The 24960-nt window shown below is 71.4% G+C and carries 26 protein-coding genes; 11 read left to right on the top strand and 15 right to left on the bottom strand.

The features are described from left to right. The first annotated feature begins 92 nt into the window (after positions 1-92). Together MPTA5024_RS09585 and MPTA5024_RS09590 are read left to right on the top strand one after the other, a co-directional pair. Positions 93-1814 carry a DEDD exonuclease domain-containing protein gene (locus MPTA5024_RS09585; protein WP_036321672.1) on the top strand — a complete coding sequence of 574 codons (1722 nt, stop codon included), beginning with the start codon at positions 93-95 and terminating at the stop codon, positions 1812-1814. A gap of 69 nt (positions 1815-1883) precedes the next feature. Beyond that, positions 1884-2171 (top strand): Lrp/AsnC family transcriptional regulator, encoded by a 288-nt coding sequence (locus MPTA5024_RS09590; RefSeq protein ID WP_036321673.1) that lies wholly within the window; start codon positions 1884-1886, stop codon positions 2169-2171. A gap of 151 nt (positions 2172-2322) precedes the next feature. Here the strand turns inward: MPTA5024_RS09590 and MPTA5024_RS41990 are convergent, their stop codons facing one another. The 3 genes from MPTA5024_RS41990 to MPTA5024_RS09605 all read right to left on the bottom strand — a co-directional run bounded on the left by MPTA5024_RS41990 (position 2323) and on the right by MPTA5024_RS09605 (position 4874). Further along, the gene (locus MPTA5024_RS41990) at positions 2323-2919 is read right to left on the bottom strand and encodes a sensor histidine kinase (protein ID WP_051457874.1); all 597 of its coding nucleotides are present in this window, start codon (positions 2917-2919) and stop codon (positions 2323-2325) included. A 451-nt stretch (positions 2920-3370) separates the two neighbouring features. Next, positions 3371-4414, bottom strand: a complete 1044-nt coding sequence (gene trpD, locus MPTA5024_RS09600; RefSeq protein WP_036321675.1) for an anthranilate phosphoribosyltransferase — start codon at positions 4412-4414, stop codon at positions 3371-3373. Between the two features lie 64 nt (positions 4415-4478). Beyond that, on the bottom strand, positions 4479-4874 hold the full coding sequence (locus MPTA5024_RS09605) for a hypothetical protein (RefSeq protein WP_036321676.1): 396 nt from the start codon (positions 4872-4874) through the stop codon (positions 4479-4481). 161 nt (positions 4875-5035) lie between these two features. Here MPTA5024_RS09605 and ctaE point away from each other — a divergent pair, with 161 nt between their 5' ends. The 4 genes from ctaE to qcrB are packed head-to-tail and all read left to right on the top strand — an operon-like array spanning position 5036 to position 9187. Then, a complete protein-coding gene (ctaE, locus tag MPTA5024_RS09610) occupies positions 5036-5653 on the top strand; it encodes an aa3-type cytochrome oxidase subunit III (protein WP_036321677.1) in 618 nt (205 codons plus the stop codon). A 17-nt stretch (positions 5654-5670) separates the two neighbouring features. Continuing rightward, a complete protein-coding gene (gene qcrC / locus MPTA5024_RS09615; protein WP_036321678.1) occupies positions 5671-6483 on the top strand; it encodes a cytochrome bc1 complex diheme cytochrome c subunit in 813 nt (270 codons plus the stop codon). Then, positions 6480-7553 (top strand): cytochrome bc1 complex Rieske iron-sulfur subunit, encoded by a 1074-nt coding sequence (qcrA, locus tag MPTA5024_RS09620; RefSeq protein WP_036321691.1) that lies wholly within the window; start codon positions 6480-6482, stop codon positions 7551-7553. The genes qcrC and qcrA overlap by 4 nt, the downstream gene beginning before the upstream one ends. Continuing rightward, on the top strand, positions 7553-9187 hold the full coding sequence (gene qcrB, locus MPTA5024_RS09625) for a cytochrome bc1 complex cytochrome b subunit (protein WP_036321693.1): 1635 nt from the start codon (positions 7553-7555) through the stop codon (positions 9185-9187). Before qcrA ends, qcrB begins: the two co-directional genes overlap by 1 nt. A 276-nt stretch (positions 9188-9463) precedes the next feature. Here qcrB and MPTA5024_RS09630 read toward each other — a convergent pair whose 3' ends face one another. The 4 genes from MPTA5024_RS09630 to ctaC form a co-directional block, all read right to left on the bottom strand. Then, the gene (locus MPTA5024_RS09630) at positions 9464-10639 is read right to left on the bottom strand and encodes a L,D-transpeptidase (protein WP_036321694.1); all 1176 of its coding nucleotides are present in this window, start codon (positions 10637-10639) and stop codon (positions 9464-9466) included. Positions 10640-10803: 164 nt separating this feature from the next. After that, complete coding sequence (locus MPTA5024_RS09635; protein ID WP_036321697.1) at positions 10804-11199, bottom strand: cytochrome c oxidase subunit 4; 396 nt, start codon at positions 11197-11199, stop codon at positions 10804-10806. After that, complete coding sequence (gene ctaD / locus MPTA5024_RS09640) at positions 11196-12857, bottom strand: aa3-type cytochrome oxidase subunit I (protein ID WP_036321704.1); 1662 nt, start codon at positions 12855-12857, stop codon at positions 11196-11198. Before ctaD ends, MPTA5024_RS09635 begins: the two co-directional genes overlap by 4 nt. Continuing rightward, positions 12854-13684, bottom strand: coding sequence for an aa3-type cytochrome oxidase subunit II (gene ctaC / locus MPTA5024_RS09645; protein WP_036321714.1), 831 nt, complete (start codon positions 13682-13684; stop codon positions 12854-12856). The genes ctaD and ctaC overlap by 4 nt, the downstream gene beginning before the upstream one ends. 187 nt (positions 13685-13871) lie before the next feature. On the opposite strand from ctaC, the gene MPTA5024_RS09650 reads away from it, so the two are divergent. After that, positions 13872-15005 carry a cysteine desulfurase family protein gene (locus MPTA5024_RS09650; RefSeq protein WP_036321716.1) on the top strand — a complete coding sequence of 378 codons (1134 nt, stop codon included), beginning with the start codon at positions 13872-13874 and terminating at the stop codon, positions 15003-15005. Between the two features lie 83 nt (positions 15006-15088). Beyond that, positions 15089-15310 carry a sulfurtransferase TusA family protein gene (locus tag MPTA5024_RS43320; protein WP_036323821.1) on the top strand — a complete coding sequence of 74 codons (222 nt, stop codon included), beginning with the start codon at positions 15089-15091 and terminating at the stop codon, positions 15308-15310. 21 nt (positions 15311-15331) lie between these two features. Here MPTA5024_RS43320 and MPTA5024_RS09660 read toward each other — a convergent pair whose 3' ends face one another. Together MPTA5024_RS09660 and erpA are read right to left on the bottom strand one after the other, a co-directional pair. After that, complete coding sequence (locus tag MPTA5024_RS09660) at positions 15332-16318, bottom strand: carbohydrate kinase family protein (protein WP_036323822.1); 987 nt, start codon at positions 16316-16318, stop codon at positions 15332-15334. Between the two features lie 265 nt (positions 16319-16583). Next, on the bottom strand, positions 16584-16937 hold the full coding sequence (erpA, locus tag MPTA5024_RS09665) for an iron-sulfur cluster insertion protein ErpA (RefSeq protein ID WP_036321717.1): 354 nt from the start codon (positions 16935-16937) through the stop codon (positions 16584-16586). A 245-nt stretch (positions 16938-17182) separates the two neighbouring features. Here erpA and nadA point away from each other — a divergent pair, with 245 nt between their 5' ends. Continuing rightward, on the top strand, positions 17183-18337 hold the full coding sequence (gene nadA, locus MPTA5024_RS09670; RefSeq protein ID WP_198167025.1) for a quinolinate synthase NadA: 1155 nt from the start codon (positions 17183-17185) through the stop codon (positions 18335-18337). An 80-nt stretch (positions 18338-18417) separates the two neighbouring features. Here nadA and MPTA5024_RS09675 read toward each other — a convergent pair whose 3' ends face one another. Genes MPTA5024_RS09675 through MPTA5024_RS09695 form a run of 5 tightly spaced genes read right to left on the bottom strand, consistent with a single transcriptional unit; the run spans position 18418 to position 21713 of the window. After that, positions 18418-19164, bottom strand: a complete 747-nt coding sequence (locus tag MPTA5024_RS09675) for a maleylpyruvate isomerase family mycothiol-dependent enzyme (RefSeq protein ID WP_051457876.1) — start codon at positions 19162-19164, stop codon at positions 18418-18420. A 32-nt stretch (positions 19165-19196) separates the two neighbouring features. After that, positions 19197-19745 (bottom strand): PspA-associated protein PspAB, encoded by a 549-nt coding sequence (gene pspAB, locus MPTA5024_RS09680; RefSeq protein WP_036321721.1) that lies wholly within the window; start codon positions 19743-19745, stop codon positions 19197-19199. Next, positions 19745-20644, bottom strand: a complete 900-nt coding sequence (htpX, locus tag MPTA5024_RS09685; protein WP_036321724.1) for a zinc metalloprotease HtpX — start codon at positions 20642-20644, stop codon at positions 19745-19747. Before htpX ends, pspAB begins: the two co-directional genes overlap by 1 nt. Beyond that, entirely contained in the window at positions 20644-20922 is a 279-nt protein-coding gene (gene pspAA, locus MPTA5024_RS09690; protein ID WP_036321727.1) for a PspA-associated protein PspAA, read from the bottom strand. The genes htpX and pspAA overlap by 1 nt, the downstream gene beginning before the upstream one ends. Further along, positions 20919-21713, bottom strand: a complete 795-nt coding sequence (locus MPTA5024_RS09695; RefSeq protein ID WP_084369530.1) for a PspA/IM30 family protein — start codon at positions 21711-21713, stop codon at positions 20919-20921. Before MPTA5024_RS09695 ends, pspAA begins: the two co-directional genes overlap by 4 nt. Before the next feature lie 145 nt (positions 21714-21858). Between MPTA5024_RS09695 and MPTA5024_RS09700 the strand changes: the two genes are divergently transcribed. Next, positions 21859-22485 carry a DUF3043 domain-containing protein gene (locus tag MPTA5024_RS09700; protein ID WP_036321732.1) on the top strand — a complete coding sequence of 209 codons (627 nt, stop codon included), beginning with the start codon at positions 21859-21861 and terminating at the stop codon, positions 22483-22485. Between the two features lie 25 nt (positions 22486-22510). Here the strand turns inward: MPTA5024_RS09700 and MPTA5024_RS09705 are convergent, their stop codons facing one another. Next, complete coding sequence (locus MPTA5024_RS09705; protein ID WP_157099342.1) at positions 22511-23728, bottom strand: SMI1/KNR4 family protein; 1218 nt, start codon at positions 23726-23728, stop codon at positions 22511-22513. A 104-nt stretch (positions 23729-23832) separates the two neighbouring features. Here MPTA5024_RS09705 and MPTA5024_RS09710 point away from each other — a divergent pair, with 104 nt between their 5' ends. After that, positions 23833-24831 (top strand): aldo/keto reductase family protein, encoded by a 999-nt coding sequence (locus tag MPTA5024_RS09710; RefSeq protein ID WP_036321734.1) that lies wholly within the window; start codon positions 23833-23835, stop codon positions 24829-24831. The last annotated feature ends 129 nt before the right edge of the window (positions 24832-24960 follow it).

The following is a 24960-nucleotide window of genomic DNA, read 5'->3' on the forward strand; positions in this document are numbered from 1 at the left end:
GGGTCCGCCTCCGATACGCCGGACGGGCGAAGCGGGCGGTGGCCGGCCGGGGGCGCGTCTCATTTGTCGGTGGGGATCTCTATGGTCGTGGCGTGGACGCGGTACAGGGCACCCTCGACGAGCTCGGCACCCCCCTCCGCGAGGTGACGTTCGTCGTCTTCGACCTGGAGACGACCGGCGGGTCGGCCGCGGAGCACGCCATCACCGAGATCGGCGCGGTCAAGGTGCGCGGCGGCGAGATCCTCGGCGAGTTCGCCACGCTGGTCGACCCCGGAAGCCCCATCCCGCCGTTCATCTCCGTGCTCACCGGCATCACCGACGCGATGGTGGTGGCCGCCCCGAAGTTCTCCGAGGTGCTGCCCAGCTTCCTGGAGTTCGTCCAGGGGGCGGCGCTGGTGGCGCACAACGCGCCGTTCGACCTGTCGTTCATCCGGGCGGCCTGCGCGGCGAACGGCTACCCGCCGCCGGTCAATCCCGTCGTCGACACGGCCGACCTCGCGCGGCGGGTCCTCACCCGCGACGAGACGCCCAACTGCAAGCTGGGCACGCTCGCCCGGCTGTTCCGCAGCGCCACCGAGCCGTGCCACCGGGCGCTGGCCGATGCCCGGGCGACCGTCGACGTGCTCCACGGCCTCATCGGGCGGGTCGGCTCGCTCGGCGTCCACACCCTGGAGGACCTGCGCGGCTTCGTCCGCGCCCCCACGCCGGAGCAGCAGCGCAAGCGCCACCTGGCCGAGGGCGTGCCCGGCGCGCCGGGCGTCTACGTCTTCGAGGACGCCAAGGGCGAGGCGCTCTACATCGGTAAGAGCACCAACCTGCGCAACCGGGTGCGCAGCTATTTCACGGCGAGCGAGACCCGCTCGCGAATCCGGGAGATGGTCGGCATCGCCGAGCGGGTGCGCACGATCGTCTGCGCGACCGCGCTGGAGGCGGAGATCCGCGAGCTCCGGATGATCGGGGCGGCCAAGCCCCGCTACAACCGCCGGTCGCGCTTCCCCGAGCGGGTGGTGTGGCTGAAGCTGACCGACGAGCCGTTCCCCAGGCTCAGCATCGTGCGGGAGGTGAAGGACGACGGCGGCGCCTACCTCGGGCCGTTCGGCAGCAGCCGGACCGCCGACGACGCCCGCACCGCCATGCACGAGGCGCTGCCGCTGCGCCAGTGCACCGAGCGGCTGTCCCCGCGCGTCCGGCGGGCGGCCTGCGCGCTCGCCGAGATCGGCCGCTGCGGCGCGCCCTGCGAGGGACGGGAGAGCCAGGAGGCCTACGACCGGCACGTGCGCGGCGCCCGGCACGCGATGGAGCACGACGCCGAGATCGTCTTCTCCGCCATGGAGGCGCGGATGCGCCGCCTGTCGGCCGAGCAGCGCTACGAGGAGGCCGCCGTCGACCGCGACCGGCTCGCCGCCTACGTCCGCACCGCCGCCCGGATGCAGCGGCTGCGCTCCCTCACCCGCATCCCGCAGATGGTCGCCGCCAGCCCCGCCTTCGACGGCGGCTGGGACATCCACGTCGTCCGGTACGGCAGGCTCGCGGCGGCCGGTGTGATGCCCCGCGGCGCCCACCCCGTGCCGTACGTGGACGCGCTGGTGGCGACGGCCGAGACGGTCGTCCCCGGGCCGGGGCCCACCCCGGCCGCCAGCGCCGAGGAGACCGAGTGCGTGCTGCGCTGGCTCGACTCCCCCGGCGTCCGCCTCGTCCGCGTCGAGGGCGACTGGGCGCTGCCCGCCCGCGGCGCGGGCCGCCTGACCGCGCGGATCGAGCGGGCCTACCAGGGCCTGCGGAGCGACCGCCGTGAAGGGCGGCCGCTGCGGTGACGCTAATGTCTGGGACAGCAAGTAAAGGGGCCGAACGAGCCGAAACCACGACCGAGCAGGAGAGCCCGAATGGTCACCGCGATCGTGCACATCAAGGCGGATGTCGACCGGATCCCGGAGGTCGCCCAGGCGATCGCGGAGATCGACGGCGTCAGCGAGGTGTACTCGATCACCGGGGAGTTCGACCTGCTGGCCATGATCCGCGTCCAGAGGTACGAGGAGGTCGCCGAGGTCGTCCCGGGGCGGCTCAACAAGGTCGCCGGGGTGCGTCACACCGAGACGCACATCGCCTTCCGCACCTACTCGCGCCACGACCTGGAGGCCGCCTTCTCCCTCGGCCTTCCCGACGCCGACTGACCCCGGCTGACCCCGGCTGACCCCGGCTGACGCGGCCCGCCGGCAACTCACGCCCGTTCACGCCGCCGGCCTGCGCCGGCTGACGCTACCCGCCGTCGGACCAGGCCGCGGCACTCCGCCGGACAGGTCCTTCCTTATGTGGCGTCGGTCCTCAGGCCGGGCGGAGGAGGCGGACGCGGACCTCGTAGCCGCCGGGTACGGCGTGCGCCGCCACCGACCCGCCGAACAGCGAGGCCCGTTCCCACACGCCGACCAGGCGGTCGTGCCCGGGGCCCCGGTCGCGCGGCAGCCCGTCGTCGCGCACGGCGATCTCCAGCAGCGCGGGCAGCCAGCGCAGCGTGACCTCGGCGGAGCGGGCCCGGCCGTGGCGTGCCGCGTCGGTGAGGGCCTCCTCCACGATCCGGTAGGACGACAGCTCCAGGGCCGCACCGGCGTCCCGGGGTCCGAGCTCGCGCAGCACGACCCGCAGCCCGGCCGCGCGGAACTCCTCCATCAGGGCCGGAAGCTCATCGAGGCAGGGCTGCGGCCCACGCGCGGCGCCGTCCGTGCGGAACAGGCCCACCATCCGCCGCAGATCGGTCAGCACCCGGCGGCCGGACTCCTCGGCGTCGCGGAACGTCTGCCGCGCCCGCTCCGGGTCCTTGTCCATGATCACCCGGCCCGCTCCGACGCCCAGCGTCATCACGCTCAGGTCGTGCGCCACCACGTCGTGGAGCTCCCAGGCGATCCGCAGGCGCTCCCGCGCCACCCGGTCGTCCTCGGGAGCGGGCGGGCCCGTACGACGCCCCGACGGCCCGTACGGCCCTCGCCGTCCCTGCGACCGGGGCGCGGCCGTGCGACGCGGCGGCACCCTGCGACGCGGTGGCACAGTGCGACGCGGTGGCACCGTGCGACGCGGCGGGAACACGAGCAGGGCGGCCCACCGGCGGGCGAGCACGACCCATCGGGCGAACAGGCACGTCATGCTGGGAACGGTACGGGCGGCGGAGCGGCCGGCGCGTCCCCACGAAGGCGGATCCGCACTCCGTCCCGGGGCGGACGGCCCCCGGCGGGCGCGGCTCAGCCCTGCCGCGCGCAGCCGCTGTGGGCGCCGCGCCTCAGCGGGCGGCGTGTGCCGGACACAGCCCTGCAGCATGCGACCGGCGCGGCGCCGCGCCAAGGCGCGCGGCGACCCGGCGTGGCGCCGGCGTGTGGCGGGGTCAGCCCTGCAGGGAGCGGCTGACCGCGACCCAGCGTTCCAGCGTGGCGGCGGCGCGGCCGGTGTCGACCGCCTCGGCGGCCCGGGCGAGGGCGGAGCCGAGATCGCCGATCAGGTCGTCCCCCGGTCCGTCCAGGGCGACGAGCGCGGCCGCGGCGTTCAGCAGCACGGCGTCGCGTACCGGGCCGGTCTTGCCGCGCAGCAGGTCGTGCACGGCGCCGGCGTTGAACTGCACGTCGCCGCCGCGCAGGTCGCCCGGCTGGGAGCGCGGGATGCCGATGTCGGTGGGGTCGAAGTGCTGCTGGGTGGCGGTGCCGTCCCTGACCACGAAGACGGTGGAGGGCGCGGCAGTGGACAGCTCGTCGAGGCCGTCGTCGCCGCGGAACACCAGCGCCCGCACGCCGCGCTCCGCGAACACCCCGGCGACCACGGGCAGCATGCGCGCGTCGTACACGCCGATGGCCTGCGCCGCGGGACGGGCGGGGTTGGTGAGCGGGCCGAGGAAGTTGAAGATCGTCGGAACGCCGATCTCCTTGCGGGTCGGCCCGGCGAACCGCAGCGCCGGGTGGTAGACCGGCGCGAAGCAGAACGCGATGCCGGCCTCCTCCGCGACCCGGGCCGTGGCCTCCGGCGACAGGTCGAGGACGACGCCGAGGTGCTCCAGGACGTCGGCGGCGCCGCACAGCGACGACGCCGCCCGGTTGCCGTGCTTGACGACCCGGGCCCCGGCGGCCGCGGCGACGACGGCCGCCATGGTCGAGACGTTCACGGTGTGGGCCCGGTCGCCGCCGGTGCCGACGATGTCGACCACCGGACCCTCGACGCTGAGCGGGGTCGCGATGTCGAGCATGGTCCGGGCCAGGCCCGTGACCTCGGCGACCGTCTCGCCCTTGGCGCGCAGAGCCACGACGAACGCGGTGATCTGCGACGGCGTCGCGGCGCCCGACATGATCTCCGCCATGGCCCAGGCCGCCTCGTCGGTCGTCAGGTTCTCACCCGAGAGCAGGGCGTTCAGCAGCGAGGGCCATGTGGTGCGCGTGTCCATGAGGGCTCCGCGGAGGTCGATGTCGGAAGGCGAACGGAAAGGACGGCAGGGTCGGAAGGTGCGGTCAGGCGGTCGGGGCGACGCTGAGCCGGCGGCGCATCAGGCCGGCGACGGTCTCGGCCAGGACGACCGGGTCGAGCGGGTACGCGACGACGGCGTCGGCGCGGGACCAGTTGGCGAGCCAGCGGTCGTCGCGGCGGCCGATCAGCAGCAGGATCGGCGGGCAGTTGTGGACCTCGTCCTTGGCCTGCCTGCTGATCCCCATGCCCCCGGCGGGCACGGCCTCGCCGTCGAGGATCGCCACGTCGATGTCGCCGGCGTCGAGCCGCTTCACCACGGCCGGCTGGGTCGCGCACTCGACGATCTCGACAAGGGGCACGTCCGCGGCGGGACGCCGCCCGATGGCCAGTCGCACCTTCTCCCGGGTGCCTGCGTCGTCGCTGTAGACGAGAACCCTCATGTCACGCTCACTGTCGAATCGCGGGGTATGGTCATCGTGATGCTACCGGCGCTGACGCCGGACGCGCAGCCCGGGGCGATTGCCATGTCGTGCCGCATTCATGGACGATGCGGGGCGCTAGCGGGGGGTCGTGGGGCGACCCGACCTGGAGAGCCGCAATAATGCTGGGCGTGGCGACAGCATCCGCAATTACTACGACGACGAGACCGCATGGGTCCAGCCGCCCGAACCTGGTTCAGGTGGGGACCATTGTGTGGTTGTCCTCTGAGCTCATGTTCTTCGCGGCGCTGTTCGCGATGTACTTCACCATCCGGTCGGTCAGCCTCGGCCAGCACCAGCCCTGGCCCGAGGCGGACCTCAACGTCCCGTTCGCGACCTTCAACACGACCGTTCTGGTCCTGTCGAGTGTCACGTGCCAGCTGGGCGTGTGGGCCGTGGAGAAGGGCCAGGTCAGGAGGCTGCGCTTCTGGTATGTCATAAGCTTCCTGATGGGCGCCTTTTTCGTGGGCGGACAGCTCTGGGAGTACGGGAACCTCGCGAAGGAGGGTCATGTCCTCTCGCACTCCCCGTACGACTCGGTGTTCTATCTGACCACGGGCTTCCACGGCATGCACGTGACGGGTGGTCTGATCGCGTTCCTCTTCATCCTGGGACGCACGTACGCCGCGAAGCGCTTGACGTATGAGCAGCAGACCAGCGCGATCGTCGTGTCCTACTACTGGCACTTCGTCGACGTGGTCTGGATCGGCCTTTTCGCGACCATCTACATCATCAAATGATCGGAACGGGGATTTCGGTGAACTCCATCACCGCCCGTCGGCGCCATCCCCTCGCGCGAGTCGCCGTCGTGGCGCTCGCGCTGGGCCTGCTCGGCGGCGGATACGCACTCGCCGCGCCCAACGGCAGCACGGCGGACGCCGCGATCGCGTCCGGCAAGGCCGACGACGTGGCGCAGGGCAAGAGCCTCTTCGTTGCCCACTGCGCGAGCTGCCACGGCATGAACGCCGAGGGCACGAGCAAGGCTCCCACCTTGGTGGGCGTGGGCGCGGCGGCCGTGGACTTCCAGGTCAGCAGCGGCCGCATGCCGGCCTCCGAGGCGGGCCCGCAGGCCCCGCGCAAGCCGCGCGCCGAGTGGGTGACCGACGACGCTGTGCGCGACCTCGCCGCGTACGTGCAGTCGCTGGGCGGCGGCCCGACCGTCCCGTCGGCCGAGCAGGTGGACGCCGCGAAGGGCGACCCGGCCAAGGGCGGCGAGCTGTTCCGCGCCAACTGCATCCAGTGCCACAACTTCGTCGGCGCCGGCGGCGCGCTCACCTACGGCAAGTACGCCCCGCCGCTCAACCCGGCGACTCCGACGCAGATCTATGAGGCGATGGTCACCGGCCCGCAGGCGATGCCGGTCTTCAACGACTCCACGATCACGCCGGAGCAGAAGCGCGACATGATCGCCTACATCACCCACGTGCGGTCGCAGGTCGACCCGGGCGGCTCCGGCCTCGGCCGGATCGGACCCGTCACCGAGGGCCTTGTAGGGTGGATCGTGGGTCTCAGCCTCCTGATCCTGGCCTCCATCTGGATCACTGCGAAGAAGCGACGGGCGCAGGCATGACAGAGCACAACGAGAACCCCGAGAGCCGCGTGCCGACGCGTGTCATCGGCACGCCGCCCACCGACGGCCCGATCGTCGACAACGACCCGATCCACGTCCCCGCCGACGTTCCCGGCATCGTCCCGCAGGACCCGGTCAAGGTCCGCAAGGCCGAGCGGCTGGTGGCGTTCCTGTTCCTGATCACCTTCCTGGCCGGCGTGGCGTTCATCGCCTCGTACGTGATCTTCCAGGTGGGCACGCTCGACAAGACCGCCGCCTCCAACTACGCGCTGGGCGGCTCGCTCGCCGTCGCGCTGCTCTCGCTGGCCGTCGGCATCACGGTCTGGGTCCGCCAGATCATGCCGAAGTACAACCTCGTCCAGGAGCGCCACACGATGGCCTCCGACGAGGGCACCCGCGAGTACGTCAAGGAGACGTTCCTCCAGGGCGCCGACGAGAGCGGCTTCGTCAAGCACCGCCTGCTGCGCCGCACGCTCCTACTGGCCGCCGCGCCGCTCGGCCTGGCCCCGCTGTTCCTGCTCAAGGACCTCGGCCCGCTGCCCGGCACCTCGCTGCGGCACACGGTCTGGGGCGAGCCCACCAAGAACGGCAAGCCGCGCCGGCTCGTCGTGGAGGGCACCGGCCAGCCGATCAGGGCCGCCGACTTCAACTCGCCCGGCGGCATCCTCTCCGTGGTCCCCCAGGGCTACGAGGAGGACCTGGACGCCCTGGCCAAGGCCACGCTGATCCTGCTCAAGTTCCGCCCGGAGGAGCTCAAGTCCGGCACGAACCTGAACTGGACGCACGACGGCATCGTGGCGTACTCGAAGATCTGCACCCACGTCGGCTGTCCCGCAGCGCTGTACGAGCAGACGACGCACCACATCCTCTGCCCGTGCCACCAGTCGACCTTCGACGCCGCCGACGGCGCGAGGGTCGTCTTCGGCCCCGCCGCACGGCCGCTGCCGCAGCTCCCCATCGGCATCGACGAGGAGGGCTACCTCGTCGCCAAGTCCGACTTCAAGGTCCCCGTCGGTCCCAGCTTCTGGGAGCGCGGCGACGCCGAAGCCCAAGTAAGGGAGAACGCGTGATGGACGCTCCTCCGAAGGCCATCGTGGGTCCGTCGACCTTCGTGGACGACCGGCTCGGCGCGGGCACCTTCCTCAAGCGCAACCTGAGGAAGATCTTCCCCGACCACTGGTCGTTCCTCCTGGGGGAGATCGCGCTCTACTCGTTCGTCATCCTGCTGCTGACCGGCACGTTCCTGACGTTCTGGTTCAAGCCGAGCATGGGCGAGGTGACGTACACCGGCACCTACGCGCCGCTGTACGGCGTGAAGATGTCGGAGGCCTACCAGTCGGCGCTGCACATCAGCTTCGACGTCCGCGGCGGCCTGCTGATCCGGCAGATCCACCACTGGGCGGCGCTGCTGTTCGTCGGCGGAATGATGGCGCACGCGCTGCGCATCTTCTTCACCGGCGCCTACCGCAAGCCGCGCGAGATCAACTGGCTCATCGGCATCATCCTGCTGACGCTGGCGCTGCTCGAGGGCCTCACCGGCTACTCGCTCCCCGACGACCTGCTGTCGGGCGCGGGCCTGCGGATCACCGAGGGCGTCATGCTGTCGATCCCGGTGATCGGCACCTACCTCGCGTTCTTCCTGTTCGGCGGGGAGTACCCGGGGCATGACGTCATCTCGCGGTTCTACACGATCCACATCCTGCTGATCCCGGGCATCCTGCTCGCGCTCATCACCGCCCACATGATCATCATGTGGGTGCAGAAGCACACGCAGATGGCGGGCAAGGGCCGCACCGAGCACAACGTGGTGGGCGCGCCGTTCTACCCGGCCTTCATGGCCAAGTCGGGCGCGTTCTTCCTGTTCACGTTCGCGGTCATCGCGCTGCTGGGAACGTTCGCGCAGATCAACCCGATCTGGCTGTTCGGTCCGTACAACCCGGCGAACATCTCGGCGGCCTCGCAGCCCGACTGGTACATGGGCTTCCTCGAGGGCGCGCTGCGCATCATGCCGTCGTGGGAGATCAACCTCTTCGACCACACGATCCCGCTCAGCGTGCTGATCCCGGCCCTGGTGCCGCTGGGTCTCGTGATGACCGGCATGGCGCTGTACCCGTTCATCGAGCAGTGGGTGACCGGCGACCGGAGCGAGCACCACATCGCCGAGCGGCCGCGCAACAACCCGCACCGCACGGCGATCGGCATCTCGGCCATCACGTTCTACGGCATCCTGTGGCTGCTGGGCGCGAACGACGTGATCTCGGCCAACTTCAAGATCGACCTGTACACGACCACCTGGATCGGGCGGTTCGCCATCTTCATCGGCCCGGCGATCGCGTACTTCATCACCTATCGGATGTGCATCGGCCTGCAGCGCAAGGACGCCGAGGTGCTGTCCCACGGCGTCGAGTCCGGCGTCATCAAGCGGATGCCGAACGGCCAGTACATCGAGGTCCACACGCCCGCGGCGGAGGACATCGCCGAGCACCTCCGCGGCAAGCAGGAGATCCCGGTCCTCACCGGCGCGCCGGACGGCGAGGGCATCCCGCCCAAGAGCGCCCGCACGGCGCTCGGCCGCCTGCGCACCCGGATGAGCGAGGCGTACGGCACCGACCGCGTCCCGCTGGGGAACGGCCACGCGCACGACGAGGAGCACGAGGAGGAGCACGCCGCAGTGGGCGCGGGAGACCGCAAGCAGCTCCACTGAGGGTGCACCGAGGCACTGTCGCCACGAGAACGGCCCGGGAGGGGATTCCCCTCCCGGGCCGTTCCGCTTCCTACGGCCAGCGCCTCACCCGGACGGCGGCTGTACGGCCTGAGGCGGGCCAAAGGCCTGGTGCCGGCGCCTCGGGGCCCTGCGGCGGCCTAAGGCGCGCGAAAGGCCCGGTCAGTGCCCCCAAGCCCGCCTGCGCGGCCGCAGGCGCCCTGAGGCGCGCGAAAGGCCCGGTCCACCCCCTCCGGCGATTGAGCGGCCTCGCGGCGGCTACAGCGGGTCGGAGGGGGCGTCCCGCAGGCGGCTCCACTTGAGCCACTGCGGCCAGGACTCCTGCCAGTGCCCCCAGCCGTTCGTGGGCTCCAGCTCCCGCTTTGTGCCGGTGACGACGATGGGGTCGCCGATGAGCGTGTTGTTCTTGAACCACTTCGCGCGCTCCGGGCTGAGGTTCACGCAGCCGTGGCTGACGTTGGAGTTGCCCTGGTCCCCCACCGACCACGGAGCCCCGTGCACGTACTCGCCGCTGTTGGAGATGCGGACGGTGTCGTAGACGGTGGTCTGGTAGTAGCCGGCCTGTCCGGGCCCCGCGTCCGGCGACGTCATGACCGTGACGTCCTCCCGCGACATGGCCAGGTGGATGCCGCTGGTGGTGGTGTGGCGGTACACGTCGGCCATCCCGGCGCTGATCGGCCAGTTGTGGATCTGCTTGCCGTCCTGCTCGATCGTCATGTAGTGGGTCTGCGTGTTGGCCACGCTGATCTGCGAGCGGCCGATCTCGAACTCGCGGACGTAGTCCTGCTTGCCGTACACGCCGTCGGCCCCGCGGATGCCGGCCAGGCGGGCGATGAACTTCACCTTGGTGTACGCCGGCCAGTACTGCTTGGGGCGGAAGACGACGTTCTTGGCGTCGTACCAGTGCCAGGCCCCGTCGATGGGCTTGGAGGCCTCCACGATGAGGTTGCGCTCCACGGAGACCCGGTCGGTGATCGGCTGGCTGAACGTGATCATGATGGGCATGCCCACGCCCACCTTGAGACCCGTGTCCTGCTTGTTCGGCAGCAGCGTGTCGATGGCGAAGGTCTTCGCGGCCGCCTTGGTGGTGAAGCGCACGGTGCGGTCCGCGGCGCCGCCGGGGCCGGTGGCGTGCGCCACGACCTCGTACGACAGCCCGGGGGCCATGCACCGCTGGCTGCGCCACTGGGTGTGGTCGGGGCTGAAGAGGCCGGGAACGGGCTGTCCTCCGGCCCGCACGGTGACGCTCGTCAGCTTCCCGTCGACGGCCCCTACTGTGATGGGCAGCTCGGGAGGCATGTCGCGGGCGCCGTCGAGCGGGGTGACGGTGATCGCCGTCCGCCGTGACGCCTCGCCGTCGTCGGACCCGCCCGACAGGGCGGCACATCCGGTGGTCAGCACCAGGAGGGCCAGCGCCCCCGCACCAGCTCGCACGTCGCTCTCCCTCTGCCGGATCGGTTTCCGGGGGTTATTCCCCGATCACGCTCCGTCCTGGCACTCGACGGGCCGAATGAAGGCAAAGAAGCGGGGGCTCCCGGAACGCGCGACGGCCGGCCGGCGAGGATCGCCGACCGGCCGCGGGGCGCCGGATGCCGGGGTCAGTGCGAGAAGTTGCCCCGGTAGTACTGGAACACGAAGCCGATGGCGCTCATGATCGTGCAGAACAGGCCGATGAAGAACAGCCACCAGCCGATCGTGAAGCCGAAGAACGTCAGCGCGGCCGACAGGCAGACGAACAGCGGCCACCAGCTGTGCGGGCTGAAGAAGCCGATCTCGCCCGCGCCGTCGCTGATGTCGGCCTCCTTGTTGTCCTCCGGCTGGTCGCCGATGCGGCGGGCCGTGAACAGCAGGTAGTAGCCGATCATGAAGGCGAGGCCGACGGAGATGGCCATGGCCGTGGTGCCGGTCGGCTCCTTGGACCAGAACCAGTACACGACGTCGGCCGCGGCGAAGAAGACGCCGCAGAGCAGGAACATCCAGCCCTGAATCTTCATGAGCCCTCCTCCAGGGCGGGCTTGGCCGCGAGGTGCGGGTACTTGAGGTCGAACGCGGGACGCTCGGAGCGGATGCGCGGCAGCGAGACGAAGTTGTGCCGCGGCGGCGGGCAGGAGGTCGCCCACTCGAGCGAACCGCCGTACCCCCAGGGGTCGTCGACCGTGACCTTGGGCGCGTGCCGCCAGGTCTGCCACACGTTGTACAGGAACGGCAGCGTGGAGGCGCCCAGCAGGAACGCGCCGACCGACGAGATCATGTTGAGGTCCGTGAAGCCGTCGGCGGCCGAGTAGTCGGCGTACCGGCGGGGGAAGCCGATGACCCCGAGCCAGTGCTGCACCAGGAAGGTGAGGTGGAACCCGAAGAACAGCATCCAGAAGTGGACCTTGCCGAGCTTGTCGTTCAGCATCCGCCCGGTGAACTTGGGCCACCAGAAGTAGAAGCCGGCGAACATCGCGAACACCACGGTGCCGAACACCACGTAGTGGAAGTGGGCGACGACGAAGTAGGTGTCGCTGATGTGGAAGTCGAGGGGCGGCGAGGCCAGGATGATGCCGGTCAGCCCGCCGAACAGGAAGGTCACCAGGAAGCCGACGGCGAACAGCATCGGAGTCTCGAACGACAGGTGCCCTCGCCACATCGTGCCGATCCAGTTGAAGAACTTCACCCCGGTCGGCACCGCGATGAGGAACGTCATGAAGGAGAAGAACGGCAGCAGCACCTGGCCGGTGACGAACATGTGGTGCGCCCACACCGTCACCGAAAGGCCGGCGATGGCGATCGTCGCGCCGACGAGGCCGATGTAGCCGAAGATCGGCTTACGGCTGAAGACCGGCAGGACCTCGGTGATGATGCCGAAGAACGGCAGGGCGATGATGTACACCTCGGGATGGCCGAAGAACCAGAACAGGTGCTGCCACAGCATCGGGCCGCCCGTGGGCGAGTCGAAGATGTGGGCGCCGAGTTTCCGGTCGGCCTCCAGGGCGAGCAGCGCCGCCGCCAGCACCGGGAAGGCCAGCAGCACCAGGATGCTGGTGAGCAGGATGTTCCAGGTGAAGATCGGCATGCGGAACATCGTCATGCCGGGGGCGCGCATCGTGATGATCGTGGTGATGAAGTTGACGGCGCCGAGGATGGTGCCGAGACCCGACATCGCCAGGCCCATCACCCACATGTCGCTGCCGACGCCCGGCGAGGTCACCGCGTTCGACAGCGGCGCGTAGGCGGTCCAGCCGAACGAGGCGGACCCGCCCGGGGTGAGGAAGCCGGCGACGGCGATCGTGCTGCCGAACAGGTAGAGCCAGTAGCTCACCATGTTCAGCCGCGGGAAGGCCACGTCGGGGGCACCGATCTGCAGCGGCATCAGCTCGTTGGCGAAGCCCGCGAACAGCGGCGTCGCGAACATCAGCAGCATGATCGTGCCGTGCATCGTGAACAGCTGGTTGAACTGGTCGTTCGACACGAACTGCAGGCCCGGACGGGCCAGCTCGGCACGCATGACCAGCGCCATGACGCCGCCGATCATGAAGAAGACGAACGACGTGATCAGGTAGAGGTGCCCGATCACCTTGTGGTCGGTCGAGGACAGCCACTTGGCGATGACCGTGCCCTTGGTGTACGGCCGCGCTGCGATGCCGGCCGGCTCCTGGATGGCGGTCACTGCGCACTCCCCGCCTGGCTCTTGATGTACTGGTCGAACTCGGCCTGCGGCACGAGCTTCACGGAGAACAGCATCTTGCTGTGGTCGGTACCGCAGAGCTCGGCGCATCGGCCGAAGAAGACGCCCGTCCGGTCGAGCGTCGTGATCTGGAAGTGGTTGCGGACGTTGCCCGGGAACACGTCCTGCTTGAACAGGAACGCGGGGACCCAGAACGAGTGGATCACGTCATCGGAGTGCAGCTCGAACTGCACCTGCGTGTTGACCGGCAGCACCAGCTGCGGCCCCTGAGGGGTCTGCAGGCTCTGCTTGCTCAGGTCCACCGGCACGCCCGCCGTGACGACCTTCTCGCCCTGGTACTCGGTGCTGAAACGCCAGCTCCACTGGTACCCCTCGACCGCCACCTTGATCGGCGCGGACTGGGTGATCCGGGTGATCTCGGTCTCGTCCCGGGCCGTGAAGTAGAAGAAGACCGCCACCATGATGACCGGGATCACCGTGTAGAGGATCTCGATCGGCAGGTTGTAGCGCACCTGCGGAGGCAGCTGATCGGGCGCGTTCTTCTTCTTGCGGTGGAAGATGCACGCCCACAGGATCAGTCCCCAGACGACCACGCCCGTGGCGAGAGCCGCGATCCAGCTCCCGTTCCAGAGCGTCTGGACGATGCCGGCCTGCTTGGTGACACCTTCCGGCATGCCCCCACGGGACCACTGATCGATCGCCTGGTTGCTACACGCCGTTCCGGACGCCACCAGCAGCACCACGGCGGCGGCGCCGGGCAACCGGCGGCGTGCCCACGGTCGCCGTGTCGTACGGCGGGTCGGACTCACGGATCGCCTACCCCACAGATGAAGCCCAAGGGTTCCTCCCTTGGGCGGTTTTTCCAATTTGACGCTTGGGAGCAACCGGCACGAAGTTCTCGCCGGTGCACCCTTTACTTGGTTGATTTCACGCTGGGGGACACATTAGCGCGGACCGGCCCCGCCCCCCTGAGCAGCCCCCGTTAATGTCCTAACTGTGGCCTACCTGGACGCGGCGTCGACCGAACCTCTCCATCCCGCGGCCCGTGACGCTCTGCTGGCGGCGATCGACGCCGGTTGGGCCGATCCCGCCCGCCTCTACGGCACGGCGCGACGCGCCCAGATGTTACTGGAGCATTCGCGCGGGGAGGTAGCCGAGCTGCTGGGCGCCCGCCCCGACGAGGTGTCCTTCACCTCTTCCGGCACGCAGGCCGTCCACCTGGGCGTTCTCGGCACGCTGCGGGGGCGCCGGCGGGCCGGGCGGCACCTGGTGACGAGCGCCGTGGAGCACTCCGCGGTCCTGCACGCCGCCGAGACCCACGAGGCCGACGGCGGCACGGCCGAGGTCGTGGGGGTCGACATCCTGGGACGCGTCGACGCCGCGGCGTTCGCCGAGGCCGTCGCCCGCCCCGGCACGGCCCTGGCCTGCCTGCAGACGGCCAACCACGAGGTGGGCACGCTGCAGCCGGTCGAGGAGGCCGCCGAGGCGTGCGCGGCGGCCGGGGTGCCGCTGCTGGTGGACGCGGCCCAGTCCGCGGGCCGCCTGCCGATCCCCGCCGGCTGGTCGGTGCTGACGGCGAGCGCGCACAAGTGGGGCGGCCCGGCCGGGGTCGGCGTGCTCGCGATCCGCAAGGGCACCCGCTGGCGGTCGCCGTACCCGGAGGACGAGCGGGAGCGCCGCCGGGTGCCGGGGTTCGAGAACGTGCCGGCCGTCGCGGCGGCCGCCGCCGCGCTGCGCGCCCGCGCGGCCGAGGAGGCCGCCGAGGGGGCCCGGCTGTCCGCCCTGGTCGACCGCATCCGCACCGAGGTGCCCCGGCTCGTCCCGGACGTCGAGGTCATCGGCGACCCGGTCCGCCGGCTGCCGCACATCGTGACGTTCTCGTGCCTGTACGTCGAGGGCGAGGCGCTGCTGACCGAGCTCGACAAGGCCGGTTTCGCCATCTCGTCCGGGAGCTCCTGTACGGCGAGTACGCTTCGGCCATCACATGTTCTGGAGGCCATGGGCGTGCTTACGCACGGGAATGTCCGGGTATCGCTGCCCCGTGGCGTGTCCGAGGGGGACGTCGATCGCTTCCTCGCGGTGCTCCCGGACATCGTGCGTCGGATCCGGGCGAGCTTGGGGGTTCACTGATGTGGCGCAGACGGACGGGCGGCGGCGACGCTCCGGAGGCCGCGCCGCCGGCCGAGCCCGCCGGGCCCCGGGAGCGGCCGGCCCTGACGATCGACGCGCTGGGGCGCAAGTGCCCGATCCCGATCATCATGCTGGCCGAGCGCATCAACGAGGTGCCGATGCGCGACGTGGTCGCCGTCCTCGCCGACGACCCCGCCGCGTTCACCGACATCCCGGCCTGGTGCCGGCTCAAGTCGCACGAGCACGTGGCCAGCTACGAGCTGCCCCAGGGCGGCTGGTCGATCCACGTGCGCCGCAACTACTGACGTCCCCCGGGGGCCCCGCCCTCAGGCGTAGTGGCACTTCGCGTGCGCGGCCACCTCGTCGGCCGCCGGCCGGCCGTACGCCGCCGCGAAGCGCTCGACGAAGGCCCGCTGGCCGAGCTCGTACTCCTGGCCGCCGACGCGCTCCAGCACGTGGGTCGCGGTGAGGTTGCCGATCTGCCCGCACCGCTCCGGCGACAGGCCCCAGGCGAGCCCGGCCAGGAATCCGGCGCGGAAGGCGTCGCCGACGCCGGTCGGGTCGGCCTTGCCCAGCTCGGGCGCCGGGGAGATGTGCAGCGACGGCTCGCCCTTGCGGTCGATCCTCGCGCCCTTGGGGCCGAGCGTGGTGACGCGGACGCCGACCCGGTCCAGGATCTCCTCGTCCGACCAGCCGGTCTTCTGCTCGATCAGCCCGAGCTCGTAGTCGTTGCTGAACAGGTACGCGGCGCCCTCGACGAGCATGCGGATCTCATGGTCGGGCATCCGGGCCAGTTGCTGCGACGGGTCGGCGGCGAAGGGGATGCCGCGGGTGCGGGCCTCGTCGGTGTGGCGGAGCATGGCGGCCGGGTCGTTCGGGCTGATCAGGACGAGGTCGAGGCCGCCCACGCGATCGGCGACCGGGCCGAGCTCGATCTCGCGGGCCTCGGCCATGGCACCCGTGTAGAACGAGGCGATCTGGTTGTGGTCCTCGTCGGTGGTGCACAGGAACCGGGCCGTGTGGTGCAGCTGGGAGACGTACACGGAGTCGCAGTCGACGCCGTGCCGCTCCAGCCACGACCGGTAGTCGGCGAAGTCGGTGCCGACGGCGCCGACGAGGACCGGGGTGAGGCCGAGGCAGGCCATCCCGAACGCGATGTTGGCCGCGCAGCCCCCGCGGCGGATCTGCAGGTCGTCGACCAGGAACGACAGCGACACCCGGTCGAGCTGCTCGGCGATCAGCTGGTCGCCGAAGCGGCCGGGGAAGGTCATGAGGTGGTCGGTGGCGATGGAGCCGGTGACGGCGATGCGCACGGGGTTCTTCTCCTCGTTGTCAGCATCAGGGGTGATGGGGATCCGGCCGGCCCTCATCCCGTGGGGCGCCCATGCGGTGGCCTCGTGCGGCGCCCCTCATGAGACGGCCTACGCGACGCGCCTTGCGAATCCTGGCGAACCTGTCGAGCGTACCGTCTCGGACATCACGACGCCCCGCGCGGCGGGATCCGCGCGGGGCGTCCGCGGCTCCGCTGAGCCGCTCATGCGTCAGGGCCGGCCCTCGAGGCCGGTCGGGCGAGCCGTCCTAGTTGAACGAGTCGCCGCAGGCGCACGACCCCGTGGCGTTGGGGTTGTCGATCGTGAAGCCCTGCTTCTCGATCGTGTCCACGAAGTCGACCGTCGCGCCGACCAGGTAGGGGGCGCTCATCCGGTCGGTGACCACGTTCACGCCGCCGAAGGTGGACACGACGTCGCCGTCCATGGAACGGTCGTCGAAGAAGAGCTGGTAGCGCAGTCCGGAACAGCCACCCGGCTGCACGGCCACGCGCAACTGCAGCCCCTCCTCGCCCTGCTGCTCGAGCAGGCTCTTGACCTTGGCGGCGGCCGCGTCAGTCAGGATCAGGCCCTGCTGCGTGGTCTCGCTGCTCTCAACCGTCATGTGCTGACTCCCGCGTCTGCGCCAACCGCTCACCCGGAGCGGTCGATTGGTTCTGACGTCCTACTAGACGCTACCAACACCCGCCGATCGCTACACATTCCACCGGCCCGCCCCGCGATCGCCCCCGCGCGGAGCTGCGCATTCGGCTCCCGATCCGGACGATGCCGACCCCCGGCACGAAAAGGACGGCGGATGTGCGATGATTAGTCGTCAGTTCGACGATAAGTCCCCGAGGGGGTGTGGTCGTGACGATCACCGAGACCGGCCTTCCGCTCTTCATCCTGGGCACAGGCGCCGACGCGCACAGCGAGCGCGGCGTCGACTGCCCGGGCGAGCTCCCGCCGGCGTCCGACCCGACGCTGGTGGAGCGCGCACGCGCGGCCAAGGAGCGGCTGGGCGACCGGCTCTTCGTGCTCGGGCACCACTACCAGCGGGACGAGGTCATCCAGTTCGCCGACGTGACGGGTGACTCGTTCAAGCTGGCCCGCGAGGCCGCCGCGCGGCCCGAGGCCGAGTACGTCGTGTTCTGCGGCGTCCACTTCATGGCCGAGTCGGCCGACATCCTCACCGGCGACGCGCAGAAGGTCGTGCTCCCCGACCTCGCCGCCGGGTGCTCGATGGCCGACATGGCGACGTTCACCCAGGTCGAGGAGTGCTGGGACGCCCTGGAGGACGCGGGCGTCGCCGACCGGGTGGTCCCGATCACGTACATGAACTCCAGCGCCGACATCAAGGCGTTCTGCGGCAGGCACGGCGGCGCGGTCTGCACCTCCTCCAACGCGAGGCGGGCCCTGGAGTGGGCGTTCGAGCGCGGGGAGAAGGTCCTGTTCCTCCCCGACCAGCACCTCGGGCGCAACACGGCCGTGCTGGAGATGGGCATGTCCCTGGACGACTGCGTGGTCTACGACCCGCACCGCCCGGACGGCGGGCTCACGCCGGAGCGGCTCGAGAAGGCCAAGATGATCCTCTGGAAGGGCCACTGCTCCGTGCACGGCCGGTTCAGCGCCCAGTGCGTGGACGACGTGCGGGCCCGCATCCCGGGGGTGAACGTCCTGGTCCACCCGGAGTGCCGCCACGAGGTGGTGACCAAGGCCGATCACGTCGGGTCGACCGAGTACATCATCCGGACGCTGGAGCAGGCGCCGGCGGGGTCGGCGTGGGCCGTGGGCACCGAGCTCAACCTGGTGCGCCGGCTGGGAGCCATGTTCCCCGACAAGTCCGTCACGTTCCTCGACCGGACCGTGTGCTACTGCTCGACGATGAACCGCATCGACCTGCCGCACCTGGTCTGGGCCCTGGAGTCCCTGGCCGAGGGCGAGGTCGTCAACCAGATCACGGTCGACCCCGACACCGCCCACTGGGCCCGGGTCGCCCTCGACCGCATGCTGGCGCTGCCCTAGGTGTTCACCTGGTGCACCGTCCCGGCCCGGCCGTCCTGAGGGACGCGCGGGGGCCGGGGCGGCAGGCGGGTGCGGCGGTCTCAGATCATGGCGCGCTCGGCCCACCAGCGGAGCAGGGTCTCGTCGCCCTCGACCGCGGCGGGCTGGCGCCGCCGCCACGCGATCAGCAGCAGCTCCGCGGCCGTCTCCGCGCGCACGGTGACGTCGCCCGCCGCGCCCGACCGCTCCCAGGTGTAGCCGTCGGGGGTGAGCGTGACGAGCCAGCCCGCCCCGGTGCCGGCCTGCCAGGACAGGGTGCGGCCGTCGCCGCGCAACTCGGCGAGCAGCGGCCGCCACCGCGCGTACGGCAGCACGTCGAGGAACTCCTCCACGCCGTCGGCCGCCACGTCCTCGTCGACGTCCGGGGCGCGCCCTGCGGCGAGGTCCACGTCGGCCCGGTGGACCACCGTCTCGTGCAGCTGGCGGCGCGACCAGAACCGGGCGTGCCGGTCCCCCGCCCAGCCCCACATCTCGGTGCCCGGGTCGCGGGACGTGAGCGCGTCCGTGAGCAGGGCGGCCCCCTCCTCCAGCCACCCCGGCCACCCGGCCGGGTCGCGGGGGAACCCGTGGTCCATGGCGTCGCGGTCGTACCGCTTGGGCGCGGCGTCCCTGACCATCGCGGCCGCCCAGCGGTGGACGGCGCCGGTGTGCGCGACCAGGCCGGCGAGGTCCCACTCCGGGCAGGACGGGACAGGCATCGCGGGGTCGAGCCCGCGGACCGCGCCGGCCATCCGGCGGATCTCGGCCGCCGCCGCCTCGGTGTGCCGCAGATGCGTCCAGGAACTCACGGCGCCTCCGGGGGGGAAGAAGGGAGCAGGGGTCACAGACCGGGCGCGCCCCAGACGGGGAACCAGCTCGACAGGTCGGATTCGATCTTGAGCTCGCCCTCCAGGACCCCGCGCACCTGGAGCTCGAGGGCGTTGTCCCGCCGGGTGTCGCCGGTCGGCGCGAACGGGTAGAACGTGCCGCGCTTGTAGAGGTAGACGATCGCCAGCCGCCGTCCGCCGGGGTCGGCGAACGTCACGAGAGAGCACAGCAGCGACGGCCCGAAGCCCGCCGACTCCAGCGACGAGTTGGCCGCGTGGAGGTCGGTGACGAGGGCCGACACGTCGGGGTTGCGCACCAGCAGCCAGGTGTAGCCGTACGAGTCGCGGGAGACCTCGGTGCGGCCCATGAGGGCCTCGATGTCGCTCTCCAGCTGGGCGAACGCGCCGCCCTCCGCGGCCCGGAACGACACCGAGCCCGTGCCCGCAGGGACGAACCCGGTCGCGGCCTGCAGGGTGACGGCCGCGGACGGGAGCGCGAACAGGGCGTCGAGGTCCGGCTTGGCCGGTTTGCTGCGGCCGAGCAGCGCGTCGAACCAGCCCATCAGCGGCCCAGCGCGGCGGAGATCCTGGCGAGCTGCTCCAGGCGGCGCTCCAGCGGCGGGTGGGTCGACAGCAGCGCCGCGACGCTCTGTCCGGACAGGGCGGGCGCGAAGTAGAAGGCGTTGAACGGCTGCGCCTCGCGCAGGTCCCGGGTGGGGATCCGGGCGATGTCGCCGCTCACCTTGGTCAGCGCGCTGGCCAGCGCGGACGGCCGCTGCGTCAGCAGCGCTCCGGCGCGGTCGGCCGCGAGCTCGCGGTACCGCGACAACGCCCTCGTCAGCAGGAAGCTGACGCAGTAGACCAGGCCGGAGACCAGGAAGATGATCAGGCCGATCGGCGGGCCGTTGTTGTTGTCGCGCCGCCCTCCCCCGGCGAGGCCGCTGTAGAGGGCGAACCTCGTCATCAGCCCGGCGACGATGCCCAGGAAGGAGGCGATCGTCATCACGGCGACGTCGCGGTGGGCGACGTGCGACAGCTCGTGCGCGATCACGCCCTCCAGCTCCTGCGCGTCGAGGCGGCGCAGGATGCCGGTGGTCACGCAGACCACGGCGTTCTTCTGGTTGCGCCCGGTGGCGAACGCGTTGGGGATGTCGGAGTCGGCGATGGCGACCCGGGGCTTGGGCATGCCGCCGAGCGCGCTCAGCCGGTCGATGATGCCGTGGAGCTCGGGGGCCTCCTCCGGCGAGACCTCGCGCCCGTGCATCGCGAACAGCGCGATCTTGTCGGACAGGAAGTACTGCGCCAGCAGGAGGCCCGCGGCGATCACCAGCACCGTGACGGCACGGGCGCCGGCGGCGATCAGGACGGCCGTGAACGCCACGTACAGGAGCCCGAGCAGGAACATCGTCACGGCCATCCGCACGGAGAGGCCGCGATCGGGGGCGAATCGCGTGGCGGCCATCAGCCGGGGATGAGCCCGGAGTCCCCGAGCATCTCCCGCACCTCCTCTATGGAGGCGTCGGCCGGCGGCAGGATCAGTTCCGACGGCTCCAGGGAGTCGTCGGGGAGCGTCTGCCCGACCTCGCGGACCTTGTCGAGCAGCGCGTGGAGCTTGGAACGGAAGACCGCCTCGTCGCCGGACTCGATGGCCGCCTCGAGCTCGCTGTCGAGGGCGTTCAGGACGTCGATCTCGGCGGAGCCGATCTCGACCTGCCCCTCACCCATGATCCGGACGATCACAGGCCCTCCCCCGGCTGGCGCAGCTGCTGCGTCTGCTGGCCCTGGGCGGCCTGCCCCTGCTGGCCGGCCTCGATCGCGGTCTTCTGCGCCGGGCCCTGCCCCAGCTCGGCCTTCATCCGCGCGAGCTCCAGCTCGACGTCCTGGCCGCCGCCCATGCGGTCGAGCTCGGCCTGGATGTCGTCGCGCTGCCCGGTGAAGTCGTCGAGCGCGCCGCTCGCCAGCAGCTCGTCGATCGCCCCCGCGCGCGCCTGCATCTGCGCCGTCTTGTCCTCGGCGCGCTGGATGGCCAGGCCGACGTCGCCCATCTCCTCGGAGATGCCGGAGAACGCCTCGTTGATGCGCGTCTGCGCCTCGGCGGCCGTGTAGGTGGCCTTGATGGTCTCCTTCTTCGTGCGGAAGGAGTCGACCTTGGCCTGGAGACGCTGGCTGGCGAGGGTGAGCTTCTCCTCCTCGCCCTGCAGGTTGTTGTACTGGATGCGCAGGTCGGCGATCTGGGCGTTGAGACCGTTGCGGCGGGTGAGCGCCTCCCGCGCGAGGTCCTCGCGCCCGGCCCCGAGGGCCTGGCGGCTCTGGTTCTCCAGCTTGGTCGCCTGACCTTCGAGCTGGTTGATCTGCAGCTCCACCCGCTTGCGGCTGGTGGCGACGTCGGCCACGCCCCTGCGCACCTTCTGCAGCAGCTCCAGCTGCCGCTGGTACGAGTAGTCCAGGGTCTCCCGCGGATCCTCCATCTTGTCCAAGGCCTTGTTGGCCTTGGACTTGAAGATCATGGAAAGTCTCTTCATCACGCTCATGCGCGTCGGCCGTCCCCTTCTCAAGGTTGTGCGTGGGTAACCCCAGCCGTCTCAGCCCCTCAACAAGCGGCGGAGCCGCCTGGGTTCACCCTACGCATAACGCGCGAGGGCGTCACTAAGTTGCACTCCCGGTAGGCTGGGCGACGTGTTCCGACGTCGTACCCAGACCTCTACGGACGACTCCCCCGTCCCTGTAGACGATCCTAAGGCCCAGGGGACTCCGGGCAAGGGCCGTCCCACTCCCAAGCGGAGCGAGGCGCAGGGCCGCCGCCGCTCGCCCGTCACGGCGCCGGCCAACCGCAAGGAGGCCTACCGGTTGCAGCGCGAGCGCGACCGGACGCTGCGCACGCGCCAGCGTGAGGCCATGCTGCGCGGCGACGAGAAGGCCCTGCCGGTGCGCGACCGGGGCCCGGTGCGCAAGTTCGCCCGCGACTGGGTCGACTCGCGGCGGCTGCCGGGGCAGTACTTCCTGCCGGCGGTCCTCGTGATCATGCTGCTGTCGATGGTGCCGTTCCCCCTGCCCGTGCGCCAGGTCGTGCTGCTCGTCTACACGATGTCGCTGCCCGTGGTGATGGTCCTGGTGCTCGCCAGCTCCTTCTACGTCGCCGGGCGGGTGAAGAAGGAGGCGGCGGCCAAGTTCCCCAACGAGGAGATGCGCGGCGTCGGCTTCTACGCGGCCATGCGCTCGTCCCAGATCCGGCGGCTGCGCTTCCCCAAGCCGGCCGTGCGGCCGGGCGGCGCCCCCGTCACCACCACCGCCGCCAGGCGCTGACACCCCGGCCCGGCCCTGGTCGCGGTCAGCGGGACCGCGACCAGCGCAGCCTGCCGTGGGAGACGACCGGCGTCCGGCCGCCGAGCGGCCGGCCCGTCTCGAGCGCGTCGGCGACGGCCTTCAGCATGGCGTAGTACGACGTCCAGGACGCCGTCGCGGGTGTCGCGCCCGGCGCCGGCGCGACGGCGCCCGACACCGGCTCGATCATGAGGTGGCCCGGCGGCTCGGCCGACGTGCCCACCGGGACGAGACCGGGGCCGGCCGGGCAGGTCGCCCGCCACACGGCGACGATCCCCCGGGCGCTCAGCAGCCGGTAGGACGGCGGCAGCGGCAGGTCGCCCCCGTCGTGGCGCAGCAGCGAGGCCCGGAGCGAGCCGGGCAGGCGGACGCCGAGCCGCTGCTCGGCCCTGGCCACGAGCCGGGGGCTCGCCGGGCGGCCCAGCCGGGTCGCCGGGGCGTGGGCGGTCAGCCACCGCTCCACCCGCCGCCACTGCCGGTTCACCGCGTCCGTGACGCGGCGGCTCACCGGCCTCGGCGCCGCCCGTCCCGGCGGGCCGTCCCCGGGCGCGCACCGCGAAGGAGCCGCCGGGTCTGCGGTCCGCGCGGGCAGGGGGTCGCCCCCGGGCGATGCCGGATCGCCGTACGACGAGTCCTGCGTGGTCACCGTCAGGCCGCCGTCCTGCCCCGCACCGTACGGCGGGTCGCCGGGCTCGACGACCTGCACGTGGGCGATCCCCTTTCCGGCCACGGGATCCTCGCAGAGCCCGGGAGGACAGGGTGACGGCGGGAGACCGGCGTCGCCGTCGTTCCCGAAGCCCCACACCGCGCTCGCGCGGTCGGGCGGGAAGGTGACGGCCTCCAGTGCCTCCGAGGCGGCGAACATCAGCCCGAGCACGGCCAGCGCGGCGATCACGCGGCCGCGTCCACCCAGGGCCGCCCGAAACGACCGCGGCACGCCGGCGGCCGCCAGGCGGGCGATCGGCGCGCCGCCCTCCGGCCGGTCGTACCGCCGCAGGTCCTCCTCCGTGGGCCGGCCGAGGATCGGCTCGGGACCCCCGCGGTCGGCCGCCTCCCGCCCCGGCGCTCCGCCCAGGTCGCCGAAGGCCACGGCGAGCGGCGGGACGCGGCGGACACGACGGACACGGCGGCGGCGCGCCAGGACGACGAGACCGGTCACGGCGCCGGCGACGATCACCGCCGCCAGGGCCAGCCGTACGGGACGAGAGTCGATCAACCGCCGCACGCCGGGCACCTTACCGCGAAGCGCCGAGATCACCGGTCCCCGCGAGTCAGGACCGGACGGGGCGGCTGATCGGCGACGCCGGAACCTGTCCTAATGTCAGGGGCATGGAATATCGCCATCTCGGCCGAAGCGGCCTCATGGTCAGCGAGATCAGCTACGGCAACTGGATCACCCACGGCTCCCAGGTGGAGGAGGACGCCGCCGTCGAGTGCGTGCGGGCGGCCCTGGACGAGGGCGTCACCACGTTCGACACCGCGGACGTCTACGCCGGCACCAGGGCGGAGGAGGTGCTCGGACGGGCGCTGAAGGGCGTCCGCCGGGAGTCCCTGGAGATCTTCACCAAGGTCTACTGGCCCACCGGCTCCGGCAAGAACGACCGCGGGCTGTCCCGCAAGCACATCGTCGAGTCCGTCAACGGCTCCCTGCGCCGCCTCCAGACCGACTACGTGGACCTCTACCAGGCCCACCGGTTCGACGTGGAGACGCCCCTCGAGGAGACGCTGCGCGCCTTCGACGACCTCGTACGGCAGGGCAAGGTGCTCTACGTCGGCGTCAGCGAGTGGACGGCCGACCAGATCGCCCGCGCCCTGAAGATCGCTGACGACATGGGCTTCGACCGGCTGGTGTCCAACCAGCCGCAGTACTCGATGCTCTGGCGGGTCATCGAGGCCGAGGTCGTGCCGCTGAGCGAGAAGGAGGGGCTGGGACAGGTCGTCTTCTCCCCCATCGCCCAGGGCGTCCTCACCGGCAAGTACCTGCCGGGGCAGCCGCCGCCGTCCGGGTCGCGCGCCACGGACCCCAGCGGGTCGGGCTTCATCAGCCGCCTGCTGGAGGACGAGGTCCTGCGGCGGGTCCAGGACCTCAAGCCGATCGCGGCCGACCTGGGGCTCACGATGGCCCAGCTCGCCGTGGCCTGGGTCCTGCAGAACCCCAACGTGTCGTCGGCCATCGTCGGCGCCACCCGTCCCGAGCAGGTGCGGGACAACGTCAAGGCGTCGGGCGTCCGGCTCGGCGAGGAGATCCTGCGCAAGATCGACGACGTGCTCGGTCCCGTGGTCGAGCGCGACCCGGCCAAGACCGTCAGCCCGGCGCAGCGCCCCTGACCCCGCCGCTCCCCGAGGGCGTGCGGGTCAGCCGGTCGAGCCCCGGCCGGGACCGGTTCCTGGTCGTCCGGCCGGCCGGCGCGGCCCAGGGCCGGTCGCCGTCGAGATCAGTTGAGACCGTCCGGTCCG

The sequence above is a fragment of the Microbispora sp. ATCC PTA-5024 genome, from assembly GCF_000511135.2.
Taxonomy (GTDB): Bacteria; Actinomycetota; Actinomycetes; order Streptosporangiales; family Streptosporangiaceae; genus Microbispora; species Microbispora corallina.

Excerpts from the sequence above, each read along its gene's own strand:
- MPTA5024_RS09590 (WP_036321673.1), top strand. The coding sequence starts at position 1,884 with ATGGTCACCGCGATCGTGCACATCAAGGCGGATGTCGACCGGATCCCG.
- trpD (WP_036321675.1), bottom strand. The coding sequence starts at position 4,414 with ATGGACACGCGCACCACATGGCCCTCGCTGCTGAACGCCCTGCTCTCG.
- MPTA5024_RS09605 (WP_036321676.1), bottom strand. The coding sequence starts at position 4,874 with ATGAGGGTTCTCGTCTACAGCGACGACGCAGGCACCCGGGAGAAGGTG.
- ctaE (WP_036321677.1), top strand. The coding sequence starts at position 5,036 with ATGCTGGGCGTGGCGACAGCATCCGCAATTACTACGACGACGAGACCG.
- qcrA (WP_036321691.1), top strand. The coding sequence starts at position 6,480 with ATGACAGAGCACAACGAGAACCCCGAGAGCCGCGTGCCGACGCGTGTC.
- qcrB (WP_036321693.1), top strand. The coding sequence starts at position 7,553 with ATGGACGCTCCTCCGAAGGCCATCGTGGGTCCGTCGACCTTCGTGGAC.
- MPTA5024_RS09635 (WP_036321697.1), bottom strand. The coding sequence starts at position 11,199 with ATGAAGATTCAGGGCTGGATGTTCCTGCTCTGCGGCGTCTTCTTCGCC.
- erpA (WP_036321717.1), bottom strand. The coding sequence starts at position 16,937 with ATGACGGTTGAGAGCAGCGAGACCACGCAGCAGGGCCTGATCCTGACT.
- pspAB (WP_036321721.1), bottom strand. The coding sequence starts at position 19,745 with ATGGGCTGGTTCGACGCGCTGCTCGGCCGCAGCAAACCGGCCAAGCCG.
- htpX (WP_036321724.1), bottom strand. The coding sequence starts at position 20,644 with ATGGCCGCCACGCGATTCGCCCCCGATCGCGGCCTCTCCGTGCGGATG.
- MPTA5024_RS09695 (WP_084369530.1), bottom strand. The coding sequence starts at position 21,713 with ATGAGCGTGATGAAGAGACTTTCCATGATCTTCAAGTCCAAGGCCAAC.
- MPTA5024_RS09710 (WP_036321734.1), top strand. The coding sequence starts at position 23,833 with ATGGAATATCGCCATCTCGGCCGAAGCGGCCTCATGGTCAGCGAGATC.